Below are 14,835 nucleotides of genomic sequence, written 5' to 3'. Positions count from 1 at the left end.
GCCTTGATGGTGGAGAGCGTTGCTGGATCAGCGCCGCGACAATTGGAGATCAACCGCGGTGATCTCCGCGCCCGCGGGCCGGATCGACACCGTCTGCCGCTTGCCGCTGGTCGTCAGCGCCAGCCCGGCCGAGAAGGTCTGGCCGCGCGCCTGGGCCTCGATGCGATTGCCGACGGCGCGCCCCTCGATCGTGCCGGACGCATTGTGGCTCGACTCGGTCCATTGCCCGGAAATCTCACCGCCGCGATAGGCGACGTCGCTCGAGAGATCGATATTGTAGCTGTCGCTGGCACAGCGGATGTTGAGCCTGAGCTGCTCGCCGGTGCCGCCGACGTCGTAGGCGGCGCGGCAGCGCAGCCGCTCCTGGTTGCCGTCGGACATGCTGATCACGCCGCCGCCGCTCCACGAGCCTTCCAGTGCCCGGAATGGCGAGGCGGGCGCCGCATGGGCCGTGACGCCCCAGGCGAGGGCCGTCAGCAAGGTGGGAATCGCAAGGCGAGAGGCGCGCATCATCGGGCTCCGTTTCATCGTCGAAAAGCGAGCGACAACGCAGGAACACCCAATACGTTCGATCTGTCACTTCAACAATTGATCGAAATCGTTCTATTTTACTCACGACAGTTTGAACAGCGTGCGCAGGAAGTCCGTCACGGCCTGGCGCGCCGCCTCCGCGGTCGCCGGATTGCCGCCGACATGCGGATCGAACTCGACACAGGCATCCTGATAGGTGAAAGGCTGCTGCGTCTCGGCGTTCATCAGCAGGCCGCCTTCGCCTTCGGTGATCCGGCAATTGCGCACGGTCTGCGCCTTGGGCGAAATCGCCAGCATGTTGGCGCCGAGCAGGCCGATATCGAAGCCGTGCGGCGAGTCCGGGTATTCCGTCAGCTCGACGTCGCGGCCGGCCGCCTTGAGCCGCTCGACGAAGGCCTTGCAGGTCCGCACCGGATTGTAGTCGTCCGGTCCGCCGTGGAAGATCCGGATCGGCCGCGCCACCAGTTCGGTGTCGCCGCGATAGGTCGTCGAGCAGTCGGGATAGAACGGGAGATAGGCGGCGAATTGCAGCCCGGATCTGTTCCAGCGCTTGTGGAAGCGCTCGAGGCTCGCATAGAGCGCCGCCTGTCCGCCGCGCGAGAATCCCATCAATACGATGCGCTCGGGATCGACGCGCGGATGTTTCGCGAGCACCTCGAGCCCGTGATAGATGTCCATGATCAGGTTGAGCCGGCCGAGCTGCGCCTGGTTGGTGCTGGTCGCGGTGATGCCGCGACCGCTGAAGCCGTCGATGACGAAGGTCGAGATCCCCATCGCGTTGAAGGTGCGGCTCCAGGCCGCGATGTTGCCGCCGACGCCGCCGGACCCATGCATCAGCACCACCACCGGCAGCCGGCCGCTGCCCTGCGCCACGCGCAGTTCGCCGACCACGGTGACCGGAGTGCCGCCCTCGTCGCCGGAGAGGAATTGCCGATCGGACAAAGTTACCGAGGCGATCGGATACATCTCGACCCGCGCCGGCACATCCTTGGTGATGCCCTGCGCGCTCGCGCTGTTGGCGAGCGTGAGGCCAAGGGCTGCGAGCACCGCAACGGCCGCCATCGCGATCGCGCGTCGGGATCGCGGACGGACGCGCCACCTTGCACAACTGGCAGCGCGATTCCTGCACGTGCCAAACATCGTCGGCGTGCCACTGACGCGTCGCTCCATGGCCATCCTCCTGCATCGCTGCTTATTTTGCAGCTTTGAATGCGAGTAGAACGGCGCTGCCTGGTTGTGTCAAACCATGAGCTGAGCTGTGCGCGTGCAGGGCGGTGGACAACGTCGCCGACCAGCCCGCTGGGAATCCGCCGCGGCGCGCCTGCGCTCAGGCCGCCGCCCGTCCGATCCGGCCGAGATGAGTGAAGCCAAAGCCGTCGGCATATTTCAGCCCATAGCCGGCCAGTCGGTCGACGCCGACATGGGCGAGCCAGATGGTGGCAAGGCCGGTGACCAGCGGCGGTCCGGCCCAAAGCCCGATCGCGAGCAAAACGGCGGGGGCCAGCGTGCTGTGCACAGCATTGTAGACCGCGGCGCCGACACGCGGTCCAGCGAGATAGGCGGCGAAGCTGATGTCGGGCGCCAGGAAGAGGGCGGCGAACAGCCACCATGATCCGCCCTGATGGGCATAAAAGGCGGTCGCGCCGGCCGCCAGCACCAGCCCTTCGAGCCGCAGCAGCGTGCGGACGCCGCCCGAGGCGGCGTCCCGGGACGGGCCTCCAGCCTCAATCACAGCATCCGTATTGATGGTCATATCCATGATTCTGCTTCCAATTCCGAACTGCGGGAGGATCAGCGGTGCTGCCGAAAGCTGCTTTTCGCCTCCGAAATAGCCGTGTTAGAAGGCCGCCAACACTCACGACATCGGGAACGGGCGGGAAGCGCATGAAGGACATCCTGGACACCCTCGAAACGCGGCGCGCGGGCGCGCGGCTGGGCGGCGGCGAGAAGCGCATTGAGGCGCAGCATGCGCGCGGCAAGCTGACGGCCCGCGAGCGCATCGAGCTCCTGCTCGACAAGGGCTCCTTCGAGGAGTTCGACATGTTCGTCGAGCACCGTTCGACCGAGTTCGGCATGGAGAAGACCAAGGTCCCCGGCGACGGGGTCGTCACCGGCTGGGGCACCGTCAACGGCCGCAAGACCTTCGTCTTTGCCAAGGATTTCACCGTGTTCGGCGGCTCGCTGTCCGAGACCCATGCGCTCAAGATCACCAAGCTGCAGGACATGGCGATGAAGGCGCGCGCGCCGATCATCGGCCTCTATGATGCCGGCGGCGCCCGCATCCAGGAGGGCGTCGCGGCGCTCGCGGGCTATTCCTATGTGTTCCGCCGCAACGTGCTGGCGTCCGGCGTGATCCCGCAGATCTCGGTCATCATGGGTCCCTGCGCCGGCGGCGACGTCTATTCGCCGGCCATGACCGACTTCATCTTCATGGTGAAGAACACCAGCTATATGTTTGTCACCGGGCCCGACGTCGTGAAGACCGTCACCAATGAGGTGGTCACGGCGGAAGAGCTCGGCGGTGCCTCCGTGCATGCGACGCGCTCTTCGATCGCCGACGGCGCCTTCGACAATGACGTCGAGACGCTGCTGCAGATGCGCCGTCTGATCGACTTCCTGCCGTCGAACAACACCGACGGCGTGCCGGAATGGCCGAGCTTCGACGACATCGAGCGCGTCGACATGTCGCTGGATACGCTGATCCCCGACAATCCGAACAAGCCCTATGACATGAAGGAGCTGATCCTGAAGGTCGTCGACGAGGGCGATTTCTTCGAGATTGCCGAGGGCTTCGCCAAGAACATCGTCACCGGCTTCGGTCGCATCGCCGGCCGCACGGTCGGCTTCGTCGCCAACCAGCCGATGGTGCTGGCGGGCGTGCTCGACTCGGACGCCTCGCGCAAGGCCGCGCGCTTCGTCCGCTTCTGCGATGCCTTCAACATCCCGATCGTCACCTTCGTTGACGTGCCGGGCTTCCTGCCTGGCACCGCGCAGGAATATGGCGGCCTGATCAAGCATGGCGCGAAGCTGCTGTTCGCCTATTCGCAGTGCACGGTGCCGCTGGTCACGGTCATCACCCGCAAGGCCTATGGCGGCGCCTTCGACGTCATGGCCTCCAAGGAGATCGGCGCCGACATGAACTACGCTTGGCCGACGGCGCAGATCGCGGTGATGGGCGCCAAGGGCGCGGTCGAGATCATCTTCCGCGCCGATATGGCGGACCCGGAGAAGATTGCCGCGCGCACCAAGGAATATGAGGACCGCTTCCTGTCGCCGTTCATCGCCGCCGAGCGCGGCTATATCGACGACGTGATCATGCCGCACTCCACCCGCCGCCGCATCGCCCGTGCGCTCGCGATGCTCAGGGACAAGAAGATGGAAATGCCGGCGAAGAAGCACGACAATCTGCCACTGTAAGCGCTGGTCGGAGATGATGGAGAGGGCGGCTCGCCGGCGTCCCGGCTGGGCCGCCCTCTGTTTTGACGGCCTGGTTTTTGACACGCTCGGCGATCGCGACGCGCCGCCAGCGGGGCGACGCGGCAATCTGGCGCCTCTGGCGGCCCTGGCGTTAAGCTTGCGGCTTAACTAAGCTTTAACGATGGGTTTGCGGGAACTGGGCCGCTGGCCTAGCTTGCTGGCCAGCCTGGGCGACGAGCCTTGGCGGATCGCTGGTGGGTCAGAAGAGTAGGGTTTGCGTATCATGGCTGATAGAACATCGGCGTTTCGGAAGATGAGAGTTCTTTTCCTCGGTGCTTGCGCGGCCGCGCTGATGTTCTCCTCCGAGGCCGCATCGGCCCGTTCCGGCGCTGCTGTGGCCGCGCCGACTGCCGCGCCCCCCGCTGCGCCGAGCCAGGTCACCCCGCCGGCGCCGGGCCCCGGGCCCGCGATCCGTCATCATCACCCTCGCGGCTACCGCGCCTATCTGCCGGCGGCCGGCGCCTTCGCCTATGGCGGTGATGGCGGGCCGGCACCGCAGCAGATCCCCGAGCACACATCGGCCGACGTGCGTTACACTTATACCTACGACGTCCCGTGGGATTGGGCGCACCGCTACCCGCCGAATGTCGTGCCGTCCGATCGCCCTTATGTATCGAGCTGCCCGATGCAGACCGTGACCGTGCCGGGACGGCACGGCGGCGATCACAGCGTCACGATCACCCGCTGTTACTGACGTCTTGAGCTAGCTCAAGGCAGGGCAGGTGATGGCGCAATAGCTTCCAACGAATACCGACCGGCTTCGCTCGCGCGAGGTCGCGAGGTGACGAGGCCCGGACTCCTAGGCACTCCGGGCCTCGTTGTTTTCTGCTAGTCTCTTTCCATCCGCGCGAGTCGGAGGGAGGCTGCGATGGTCAGGCTGACAAGCCAGCCGTGTCGTGTGATCGTGCGTATCTGTCTGGCGCTGACGGTGTCGCTGGCAGTCGGCGCGGCGGCGCGCGCCGACGAGACTGTGACGATCGGCGGCTCGCGCGTGGCGCTGATCAGGCCGAAGGCGGTGCGCGCCAGCGTCATCCTGCTGCCCGGCGGCGACGGCGCCATCAATGTCGGTGATCGCGGCGACATTCATGGCCTGCTCGGCAATCAGCTGGTACGCACGCGCAACGCCTATGCGGCGCGCGGACTCGCCGTCATGGTTGCGGACGCCAACACGGATCTCAAGGCCGCCGTCGACTACATGGCCGCGATCAAACGACCGGTGACGGTGATCGGCACCAGCCGCGGCACCTTGCGCGCGGCGGAGGGGATCGCCCGCGGCGCCCGGCCGGATGCGCTGGTGCTGACCTCCGGCTTTCTCAGCCCGGAATCGGGCAGCTCATCGAATGTGATGTCGATCCTCGGCTCGCCATCGGCGCTGCCGCGTACGCTTGTCATCCACCACACCAGCGACGGCTGCAAGGTCACCTTGCCGGCCGGTGTCGATCCCTTCATCAAATGGTCCGGCGGCCGCGCCCGGGCGAAATGGTTGTCGGGCGGTGCGGAAGAGGGCGATCCGTGCCAGGCCCGGGGGCATCACGGCTTCAACGGGCTCGATGGTCAGGTGGTCTCGCTGGCCGCAGGGTTTCGTTGAGCAGCTGATTGCGGCCAGGCTTCGGCGACAGCACCAATCATATCATATCCAGAGGAAACAATGCCCTCCGCCATCTTCGTCGTCCGCGCCACCGTGCCAGATCCTGCCAAGCGCGATGAGTTCGATCGCTGGTATCGCGACGTGCATCTGCCCGATGCGATCAGGAGCTTCGGCGTCGCCAAGGCGTGGCGGGTCTGGAGCCTGTCCGATCCGGCGGTGCACCAGGCGATGTATCAGTTCGACGATGTCGCCGCGATGGAGCGCGCCGTGAGCGGCGCGGAGATGCAGCGGCTGATCGCGGATTTCAACCGCGATTGGCCGGACGTCACAAGGACGCGCGAGAGCTTCGTGCTGGCGCAGACGGTCCCCGCCTGAGCGGCGCGGAGGGCCGCGCAGCCGACAAGCGCTCCGGGGAGGTGATCTGCAGCAGCTGCCCGCTATCGGCTCAGGAAGTCCTTGAGCAGCGTATCGTATTTGTCCGACGCATCCAGAAACACGAGGTGGCCTGCATTGGCGATCACCTCGGCGCGTGCATCGCGCATCCGGCCCGCCAGGCTCTTCGCCAATTCGGCGTTCTGGCCCATCTGGGCGCGCAGATTTTCCGGCGCGTTCGGCCGACCCGGCGCGTTGTGATCGTCGGCCCCCATGATGAAAAGAGTCGGCTGTCCGATCAGCGGGATCTCGTGCACGACGGGCTCGCGGTAGATCATCTGATAGGAGCTGACAAAGCTCTTCAGCCAGCGCGGATAGTCGGCGCTGCCCTTGAGGTTGAAGCGGGCGTCGATGAAGGGCGTGACCTGCTCGGGCGAAAGTTTCAGCGCATAGTTGCTCTCCAACTGCTTGCGATAGCCTTCGGCGGTGAGGCGGTCCTCGGTCTCCATGATCTTCTCTGACGCGATCGGCGGCACGTAGAGGCGGTAGTCTTCAAGCCCGATCGGCGCCGTGAGCACGAGATGCGCGACCCGGTCGGGAAAGGCGCGTGCGATGCGCACCGCCAGCATTCCGCCCATCGAATGCGCCACGATATCCACCTTGGCGATGCCGAGATGATCGAGCAGGGCCACCGTGTTGCGCGCCAGCGTGTCGAAATGCAGCTCGCCGGATGGTTTGGTTGATTTCCCGAACCCGACCTGGTCGGGCACAACGACCCGGAAGCCCTGCTCGGTCAGCGTCTTGATCACCGGGGCCCAATAGCTCGACGGAAAATTGCGACCGTGCAGCAGCAGCGCGGTGCGCCCGTTCGGCTGCGCGGGGGCGACATCCATATAGGCCATGCGCAATTGCTCACCGTCATTGACCAGCGGCAGCAGGTTGACGGGAAAGGGATAGGGGAACCCTTCGAGATTGATGCCATAGGGCTCGCGCGGGCCTTCCGCAGCCGGAGCGATGGCAGGCAAGAAGGCGAGCAGGGCAGCGCAGAGCGCGACGGCGAAACGGGACATGGGGACTCCAGGACGGATGGCGACGGCATGATCAGCCACTCCGCGGTGGCCCGCGTTCGCGCCAGGCGCAAGTCGTCGCGGGCCGCTGGCGATAAACAGCGCGTGATCGTCAGTCGCCGGTCGGCCCGAACAGCGCCGCGAAATGCTTTTCGCCGGCGCGGCTGAAATTCACCACCCGGCTGCCCGGCGTCGGATCGCGCGCCGCCCATTTCAACTCGGTGAAGCGCTTCATCAGCGCCGCACCGAGCGTTCCGGCCAGATGATGCCGCCTTGCGCTCCAGTCGAGGCAGGCCTTGCAGACCGGCCGGCGCGGGTGCGCCAGCATCTCCGGGGAGATCCGCAAATGGCGCGTCAGGAATTGCTCTCCGTCCTCGGTCAGGACGATCTCCTGCTTGCGCCGTCGCACCAGCTTCTGGCTGACCATGCTTTCGAGCATCTGCACGCCGAGGTCGCCCGCGAGATGGTCGTAGCAGATGCGGGCGCGGCGCAGCTCCGGCTCCTTCGGTCCGGTGCGCACCCGCATGTGACCGGCGCGCGCGGCAAGTCCGGCCAGCTTCTCCAGCACGTCGGCGACGTCAAGGTCGGCAAGCCGGTAGTAGCGGTGGCGGCCCTGCTTCTCAGGCTCGATCAGGCCGCCGCTCTCGAGCTTGGCGAGGTGCGAGCTCGCGGTCTGCGGCGTGACGCCGGCTTCCTGCGCGAGCTCGGTCGCGGTCAGGGCGCGACCCGACAGCAGGGCGGTCAGCATGTTGGCGCGGGCGGGGTCGCCGACCAGCGCAGCCACCATCGCGATGTCAGGTCCTGATTTCATAGTTCGATGCTAACCGAAGCATCGTCGTCGGGCAAGCAGATAGTGTCGATGCCGCAGAACACACCCGAGGTTGTCATGTCCATCACCGTCTTCATCCGCTATCGCATCGACCCGTTCAAGCGCGATGTCTTCGAAATCTACGCAAAGCAGTGGCTGTCGATCATCCCGCGCTGCGGCGGCGATCTGATCGGCTATTTCATGCCGCATGAAGGCACCAACAACATCGCCTACGGGCTGATTTCCTTCGACAGCCTCGCAGCTTACGAGCGCTACCGGACAGCGCTTCGCGGCGATGCCGAGGGCCGGGCGAATTTCGCGCTGGCTGAGGAGCACAAGCTCATTCTGGGCGAAGAACGAACATTTCTGCGCAATGTCGTGGCAGTGCCATGAGTGCGGTATTATCCTGGGGCAACGACGACGCAGGGAGGACGACATGGCGGTGACCACGGCAGACAAGCGCGCGGCGTTTCGCAGGCTGCATCAGGCGGGCTGCTTCATGCTGCCGAACCCGTTCGACATCGGGACGGCGAAGATGCTGCAGCAGCTCGGCTTCCAGGCGATCGCCTCGACCAGCGCCGGCTTCGCATGGTCTATCGGCAAGCCGGATACGGGCGTCGAACTGGAGGAGATGCTCGCGCATCTCACCTCGCTCAGCGCCGCCGTCGACATTCCCGTGAACGCCGATTTCGAAGGCGGCTTCGCCGACGCGCCGGACGGCGTCGCGGCGAATGTGACGCGCGCGGTGGCGACCGGGATTGCGGGACTCTCCATCGAGGATTCGACGGGCGATGCGTCGCATCCGCTGTATGAGCGCGCCCTCGCGGTGGAGCGAATCCGTGCGGCGCGGCAGGCCATCGATGCGACCGGCGCTGACGTGCTGCTGACGGGGCGCTGCGAGGCCTATCTGTGGGGACGCAAGGATCTTGCGCTGGTCATCGACCGTCTCTGCGCCTATGCGGAGGCCGGCGCCGATTGCCTCTATGCGCCCGGGATCACTACGCCTGAGGACGTTGCTGAGATCGTGAAGGCGGTGGGCCCGAAGCCGATCAATCTGTTGAACGGTGGAGGCGCATTCAGCCTCCAGCAGGCCGAGGCGCTCGGTGTTCGCCGCATCAGCATCGGCGGCGCTCTCGCGCGGATGGCCTGGGCAGGCGTGATGCGCGCCGCGAAGGACATGGCGGAGCAGGGCAGCTTCGCTGTGCTCGCCGACCGCTACACGGGTGATCTCGACGCGATGTTCAAGGCGTGACCAAAACGACGACAGCGGGCGAAGCATCGCCCGCTGTCTGCCGTTCGTCGCGTAGTGGCGTTGTGCTAATAGCGGTCCGTTCCGATACCGACGCTCACGCCGGGGGCGCGAATGCCGATGCCGCCGCGGTCCTCATAGCTGCGCCGCTCGATATAGCGTTCGCGCGGTGCATAGCCGTAGGAATCGCGGTCCTCGTCCTGAATGATGACGCGGCGTTCGCGACGTTCGCGCCAGCAACGGCCGTCCTCATTGCAGATCATCCGGACGTTGTGGATCTCCCTGTGCGGAAGCATCGAAACGTCGGGAGTGACGGGAGCAGCGGACGCGGCGGTCATCACGAGCGTGCCTGCTGCGGCGGCGAGAGCGAGAGCCTTCATCACATGCCTCCTCGGTTCAAATCCAGTCTGGTGACGCAGAGCCAATCGGTGTGGCTGCCGATCGTTCCACCTCATCCTTGCTAGCTGTTCTTTTAGTTGGTTCGGATCGGAAGGAACTTGCCGAACGGGATGACATGGAAAAGAGGGCGGCGGGTGGCTTGACACCCGTCGCCCAGTTGGCCGGCGGCTAAGGGCCGCCCGCGAGATTACTTGCCGCTGTTGGTCTGGCCGGCCGGCGCTGGCGGCGGAGTCGTCCGGTCACCCGCTGCGCCGGTCGTGACGCCCGGCGAACTGTTCGAGGCACCGCCATTGCTGGTCGAGGCCGATTGGGATGCCGGCGCGGTGCTCGCCTGGTCGTTACGCATTGACATGTTGTTCAGGCCATAGAACACGGCGCCGAGCAGGATGGCGATGCCCAGGGCATAGGCCGCGATGCGGCCGGTCGACGACCGGCCTTCGGTCAGTTCAGGATCCGGCTGCAGCCGGCTGTCCATGCGCGCTGCACGCTCATACTCCGGACCCGTCACGCCGGCGCCGGTGATATCGGCTCCAGGCAGATCCGCTCCGGCGGGCCGGCCCGCCATGTCCGGGCGATTCATGCCATCAGGATAACGCTCATTCGGTAGCCGTTCATTGGCCATGTGATCCTCCTCTTGATGTGCCTCGACAACCAGCGGCTCCCCGGGTCCGTTCCGCGAAACCTTGCGAAAACCCGTGCTGGCCTGCCGCATGCTGCGCGCTAAGGTTCCTTGCGCGCGCTTTGCGATTCTTGGAGCTTGTCGATGTGGAACCTGCCGCCGGCCGATAGCGTGCTGCATCTGTTGTCGTGGCTGGCGCTGGCCGCACAGGCGATGACGGCGGCGCTGGCGGCCGGTCGTCGCAGCATGGACTGGATGGGCGTCTGCCTGCTCGGCGCGATCACTGCGCTCGGCGGCGGCACCTTGCGCGACGTATTACTGGGACATTATCCGCTCGCCTGGGTCGAGCGGCCGTCGTTGCTGCTGCTGACCGTGTTGGCCCCCTTTGTCACCATCGCAATGGCGCGTCTGGTGCATCGGCTGACGATGGCCTTCCTTGTCCTCGACGCGATCGGCCTGGTCGTCTTCACCATTGCCGGCTGCGACATCGCCTGGCAGATGAACGTACCGATCGGCATCGTCATCGTCGCCGGCATGATCACGGGCTGCGCGGGCGGGGTGCTGCGCGACATCCTGTGCAACGACGTGCCGCTGCTGTTTCGCGCGGAGCTCTATGCCAGCGTGTCGTTGCTGACGGGCCTGCTTTACGCGGGCGGGCTCTCCCTCGGACTCGCAGGCGGCATCCTGACGGCGCTGAGCTTTGCGTTCGGGCTGGCGTTTCGGTTGCTCGCGATCCGTTACAAATGGAACATGCCGCGCTTCGTCTTCACCGGCGAGGAGCAGCGCTGAGGCTCGGCAGCCATTATCTCGCGTTGCACAACGGGGCGGCGCAGGAATCACCGCGCTGAAACGGTTCGGTAACCGTCCGCCGGTGGCCGGAAAGCGATGGCGCGCATCATCCCATTTCGTCCGGGCCGTGGTTTTCGACAGAAAGCGCAAAAGCCGTGGCACCGCCCGCCACGAAATTGCGATTTCGGTTGGCTGCCCTGCGTCCGCGAGATTTGTAATGCGCATTCTGCAAAAGCCGACATAAATGATTGGCAGAACGCGCGCTTCCGCCGGCGGCGGCATCCGCGCACCCTGATAAAGCACGGCAAGAGGGCGGAATGGGCATCAACGAGAGCGAGATCAATCTCGACCAGAAATACACCGCTGATACCGGCCATATTTTCCTGACCGGCATCCAGGCCCTGGTGCGGCTGCCGATGGCCCAGATCCGGCGCGACCGCGCTGCCGGGCTCAACACTGCGGGCTTCATCTCCGGTTATCGCGGCTCGCCGCTCGGCGGCTACGATCAGCAGCTGTTCTCGGCCCGCAAGCATCTCGAGCAGTACAACATCAAGTTCCAGCCGGGTGTGAACGAGGACCTCGCGGCCACCGCGATCTGGGGCTCGCAGCAGCTGCATCTGTCGCCCGGCGGCAAATATGACGGCGTGGTCGGCATCTGGTACGGCAAGGGCCCGGGCGTCGACCGCTGCGGCGACGTGTTCCGGCATGGCAACGCCGCCGGCTCCGCCAAGAACGGTGGCGTGCTGTGCCTCGCCGGCGACGACCACGGCGCCAAGTCCTCGACCGTGCCGCATCAGTCCGACCATGCCTTCATGTCGGCGTTGATGCCCTACCTCTACCCGTCGTCGATCCATGAGATGATCGAGATGGGCCTGCTCGGCATTGCGATGTCGCGCTATTCCGGCTGCTGGGTCGGCATGAAGGTGATCACCGAGACGGTCGAGACCACCGCCGAGATCAACCTCAACGACGAGATGACACCCTTCGTCATTCCCACCGATTTCGAGATGCCGCCGGGTGGCCTCAATTTGCGCTGGCCCGACGACCGCTTCGACCAGGACCGCCGGCTACAGGACTACAAGGGCTTTGCCGCGATCGCCTTCGCCCGCGCGAACAAGGTCAACCGCGTCACGATGGATAGCCCGAACGCCCGCTACGGCATCATGGCGTCGGGCAAGAGCTATGAGGACATCCGCCAGGCGCTGCGCGAGCTCGGTATCACCGAGGAGGTTGCCGCCAAGATTGGGCTCAGGCTCTACAAGATCGGCATGCCCTGGCCGCTGGAGCCGGAGGGAGTGCGGCAGTTCGCGGTCGGCCTCGAGGAAATCTTCATCGTCGAGGAGCGCCGCGAGATCGTCGAGAACCAGGTCAAGCAGGAGCTGTTCAACTGGCGCGACGACGTCCGTCCCCGCATCGTCGGCAAGATGGACGAGCACGACAAGCGTTTCCTGCCGTTCGCCACCGAGCTCTCCGTCGCCTCGCTCGCCACGTCGCTGACCGAGCGTCTTCTCCGCCTCGATCTCAACCCCGAGATCAAGGCCATGCTGCGCGCCAAGGCCGACTGGTTCAACGGCCGCGACGCGTCGCAGATGCAACTGGTGTCGCCGGTCGCGCGCACGCCGTATTTTTGTTCCGGCTGTCCGCACAACACCTCGACCAAGGTGCCCGAGGGTAGCCGCGCGCTGGCCGGCATCGGCTGTCACTTCATGTCGTTGTGGATGAACCGCAACACCGAGACCTTCACCCATATGGGCGGCGAAGGCGTGCCGTGGGTCGGTATCGCGCCGTTCACGAACGAGAGCCACATCTTCGCCAATCTCGGCGACGGCACCTATTTCCATTCCGGCAGCCTCGCGATCCGCCAGGCGATCGCCTCCAAGGCCAACATCACCTACAAGATCCTCTACAACGACGCGGTCGCGATGACCGGCGGCCAGCGCCATGACGGCGACCTGTCGCCGCAGCAGATCACCTTCCAGCTGCACGCCGAGGGCATCCGCGAGATCTATTTGGTCTCGGAGAATCCCGACGCTTATCCGGCGGACAGCATCGCGCCGGGCGTCAAAACAGCGCATCGCGACGAGCTCGAGAACGTCATGAAGACGCTGCGCCAGACCAAGGGCGCCTCGGCCATCGTGTTCGTGCAGACCTGTGCGGCCGAGAAGCGCCGCCGCCGCAAGCGCGGCACGATGGAGGATCCGCAGCGCCGCGTGTTCATCAACCCGGCCGTCTGCGAAGGCTGCGGGGACTGCTCGGTGCAGTCGAACTGCATCTCGGTCGAGCCGCTGGAGACCGAGCTTGGCCGCAAGCGCGTCATCAATCAGTCCTCCTGCAACAAGGACTATTCCTGCGTGAAGGGCTTCTGCCCATCCTTCGTCACCATCGACGGCGGCAAGCCGCGCTCGCGCGCGCCGGCCGAGCTCGGCGACATCGGCGAGATGCCGGAGCCGCTGACCAAGCCGTCGCTGGACCGGCCCTACAACGTCGCGGTCGGCGGTGTCGGCGGCACCGGCGTGCTGACCATCGGTGCGCTGCTCGGTATGGCCGCGCACATCGAGGGCAAGGCTTCGATGATCCTCGACATGTCGGGCCTCGCGCAGAAGGGCGGCGCGGTGCTGAGCCACGTCCGCCTGTCGCAGAACACCGCCGACGTGACCTGCTCGCGCATCGTCACCGGCACCGCCGATCTCGTCATCGCCGCCGATGAGGTGGTGGCCGGCGCCAAGGAGACGATCACGCTGTGCGATGCCGAACGCACCCATGGCGTGATCAACAGCCATCTGATCCCGACTGCCGACTTTGTGCTCAATCGCGACTTCAACTTTCAGAACCGCAAGGTGACGAGCCTGCTCGAGACCGCGCTGCGCAAGGACTCCACATTCTTCGATTTCACCAAGCCAGCCGAGGCGCTGCTCGGCGATTCCATCGCCACCAACATGATGATGATGGGCTACGCCTATCAGAAGGGCCTGCTGCCGCTCTCGGCCGAGGCGATCGAGAAGGCGATCGCGATCAATGGCGTTGCGGTGAAGATGAATACCGAGGCGTTCCGGCTCGGCCGTCTGGTGGTCGTCAATCCCGAGCGCGTCGCCGCGATGATGACCGGCCAGGACGAGACGGTGCCGCCGAAAGCGCTCGACGCCATGACGCTGGACGAGATCATCGCCCATCGCATGACCTATCTCACGGCGTATCAGAACGCACGGCTCGCCAAGCGCTATCGCAAGCTGGTCGACCAGGTTCGCGACGCCGCCGACAAGGGTGGCTATGGCGAAGCGCTGCCGCGCGCGGTCGCGATCAATTACGCAAAACTGCTCGCCTACAAGGACGAGTACGAGGTGGCGCGGCTGTTCTCAGACGGCACCTTCGAGAAGCAGCTGCACGACGCCTTCGAGGGGGATTACAAGATCTCCTTCAACCTGGCGCCGCCGATCTTCAATTCCGGCCTGGACCCGCAGGGTCGTCCGAAGAAGAAAAGCTATGGCCCGGGCATGATGAAGATGTTCCGGCTGCTGGCGAAGCTGAAGAGCCTGCGCGGTACGCCGCTCGACATCTTCGGCTATTCCGCCGAGCGCAAGATGGAGCGCGACCTGATCGCCGGCTACGAGAAGGACGTCGCGACCGTGCTGAGCCTGCTGTCGCCGGCCAACGCCGACATCGCGGCCGAATTCCTGTCGCTGCCCGACAAGATCCGCGGCTACGGCCCGGTCAAGGAGAAGGCGGTGCAGGACGCCAAGGCGCGCTACGCCCAGCTCGCCGCCGACCTCGCCAGCCCGCCGCCCGCGCCACGGCAGATGGCGGCGGAGTAGGGCTTGGCCTCTCCGTCATTGCGAGGAGCGGAGCGACGAAGCAATCCAGAGTCCTCGTGACGTCCTGGATCGCTTCGCTGCGCTCGCCGAGAGTCGGCGTCCGCATGAGCGAAGCGCCACGAGCCCG

Annotated in this window: 15 protein-coding genes; 8 read left to right on the top strand and 7 right to left on the bottom strand. The window is 65.6% G+C overall.

Going from position 1 to position 14,835, the window contains the following annotated elements; genetic code table 11:
• Positions 1-27: 27 nt before the first annotated feature.
• The 3 genes from BBTA_RS23500 to BBTA_RS23490 all read right to left on the bottom strand — a co-directional run bounded on the left by BBTA_RS23500 (position 28) and on the right by BBTA_RS23490 (position 2,290).
• Positions 28-513 carry a hypothetical protein gene (locus BBTA_RS23500; protein WP_012045013.1) on the bottom strand — a complete coding sequence of 162 codons (486 nt, stop codon included), beginning with the start codon at positions 511-513 and terminating at the stop codon, positions 28-30.
• 99 nt (positions 514-612) lie between these two features.
• On the bottom strand, positions 613-1,593 hold the full coding sequence (locus BBTA_RS23495; protein WP_012045012.1) for a dienelactone hydrolase family protein: 981 nt from the start codon (positions 1,591-1,593) through the stop codon (positions 613-615).
• A 265-nt stretch (positions 1,594-1,858) separates the two neighbouring features.
• Positions 1,859-2,290: a DUF4260 domain-containing protein gene (locus BBTA_RS23490; protein ID WP_012045011.1), complete on the bottom strand. Its 432-nt coding sequence runs from the start codon at positions 2,288-2,290 to the stop codon at positions 1,859-1,861.
• A gap of 125 nt (positions 2,291-2,415) precedes the next feature.
• Between BBTA_RS23490 and BBTA_RS23485 the strand changes: the two genes are divergently transcribed.
• The 4 genes from BBTA_RS23485 to BBTA_RS23470 all read left to right on the top strand — a co-directional run bounded on the left by BBTA_RS23485 (position 2,416) and on the right by BBTA_RS23470 (position 5,971).
• On the top strand, positions 2,416-3,948 hold the full coding sequence (locus tag BBTA_RS23485; protein WP_012045010.1) for an acyl-CoA carboxylase subunit beta: 1,533 nt from the start codon (positions 2,416-2,418) through the stop codon (positions 3,946-3,948).
• 313 nt (positions 3,949-4,261) lie between these two features.
• Positions 4,262-4,702, top strand: coding sequence for a hypothetical protein (locus tag BBTA_RS40855; RefSeq protein ID WP_041750842.1), 441 nt, complete (start codon positions 4,262-4,264; stop codon positions 4,700-4,702).
• Positions 4,703-4,876: 174 nt separating this feature from the next.
• Positions 4,877-5,596 carry an alpha/beta hydrolase gene (locus BBTA_RS23475; protein WP_012045008.1) on the top strand — a complete coding sequence of 240 codons (720 nt, stop codon included), beginning with the start codon at positions 4,877-4,879 and terminating at the stop codon, positions 5,594-5,596.
• Positions 5,597-5,656: 60 nt separating this feature from the next.
• On the top strand, positions 5,657-5,971 hold the full coding sequence (locus BBTA_RS23470; RefSeq protein ID WP_012045007.1) for a hypothetical protein: 315 nt from the start codon (positions 5,657-5,659) through the stop codon (positions 5,969-5,971).
• Between the two features lie 62 nt (positions 5,972-6,033).
• On the opposite strand, the gene BBTA_RS23465 is transcribed toward BBTA_RS23470, so the two are convergent.
• A complete protein-coding gene (locus BBTA_RS23465) occupies positions 6,034-7,038 on the bottom strand; it encodes an alpha/beta fold hydrolase (protein ID WP_012045006.1) in 1,005 nt (334 codons plus the stop codon).
• Between the two features lie 109 nt (positions 7,039-7,147).
• Positions 7,148-7,846: a winged helix-turn-helix domain-containing protein gene (locus BBTA_RS23460; protein ID WP_244424087.1), complete on the bottom strand. Its 699-nt coding sequence runs from the start codon at positions 7,844-7,846 to the stop codon at positions 7,148-7,150.
• A 75-nt stretch (positions 7,847-7,921) separates the two neighbouring features.
• Here BBTA_RS23460 and BBTA_RS23455 point away from each other — a divergent pair, with 75 nt between their 5' ends.
• Together BBTA_RS23455 and BBTA_RS23450 are read left to right on the top strand one after the other, a co-directional pair.
• Positions 7,922-8,236, top strand: a complete 315-nt coding sequence (locus BBTA_RS23455; RefSeq protein WP_012045004.1) for an NIPSNAP family protein — start codon at positions 7,922-7,924, stop codon at positions 8,234-8,236.
• 43 nt (positions 8,237-8,279) lie between these two features.
• Positions 8,280-9,095: an oxaloacetate decarboxylase gene (locus BBTA_RS23450; RefSeq protein ID WP_012045003.1), complete on the top strand. Its 816-nt coding sequence runs from the start codon at positions 8,280-8,282 to the stop codon at positions 9,093-9,095.
• 65 nt (positions 9,096-9,160) lie between these two features.
• Here the strand turns inward: BBTA_RS23450 and BBTA_RS23445 are convergent, their stop codons facing one another.
• Together BBTA_RS23445 and BBTA_RS23440 are read right to left on the bottom strand one after the other, a co-directional pair.
• Positions 9,161-9,472: a hypothetical protein gene (locus BBTA_RS23445; protein WP_012045002.1), complete on the bottom strand. Its 312-nt coding sequence runs from the start codon at positions 9,470-9,472 to the stop codon at positions 9,161-9,163.
• Positions 9,473-9,678: 206 nt separating this feature from the next.
• The gene (locus tag BBTA_RS23440; RefSeq protein WP_012045001.1) at positions 9,679-10,113 is read right to left on the bottom strand and encodes a hypothetical protein; all 435 of its coding nucleotides are present in this window, start codon (positions 10,111-10,113) and stop codon (positions 9,679-9,681) included.
• A 141-nt stretch (positions 10,114-10,254) separates the two neighbouring features.
• Between BBTA_RS23440 and BBTA_RS23435 the strand changes: the two genes are divergently transcribed.
• The gene (locus tag BBTA_RS23435) at positions 10,255-10,899 is read left to right on the top strand and encodes a trimeric intracellular cation channel family protein (RefSeq protein WP_012045000.1); all 645 of its coding nucleotides are present in this window, start codon (positions 10,255-10,257) and stop codon (positions 10,897-10,899) included.
• A 317-nt stretch (positions 10,900-11,216) separates the two neighbouring features.
• Positions 11,217-14,708, top strand: coding sequence for an indolepyruvate ferredoxin oxidoreductase family protein (locus BBTA_RS23430; protein WP_012044999.1), 3,492 nt, complete (start codon positions 11,217-11,219; stop codon positions 14,706-14,708).
• The last annotated feature ends 127 nt before the right edge of the window (positions 14,709-14,835 follow it).

This window comes from Bradyrhizobium sp. BTAi1 (genome assembly GCF_000015165.1).
Classification (GTDB): Bacteria; Pseudomonadota; Alphaproteobacteria; order Rhizobiales; family Xanthobacteraceae; genus Bradyrhizobium; species Bradyrhizobium denitrificans.
Note: the sequence above shows the minus strand (reverse complement) of the source record. Positions and strands in the feature narration are given on the sequence as shown.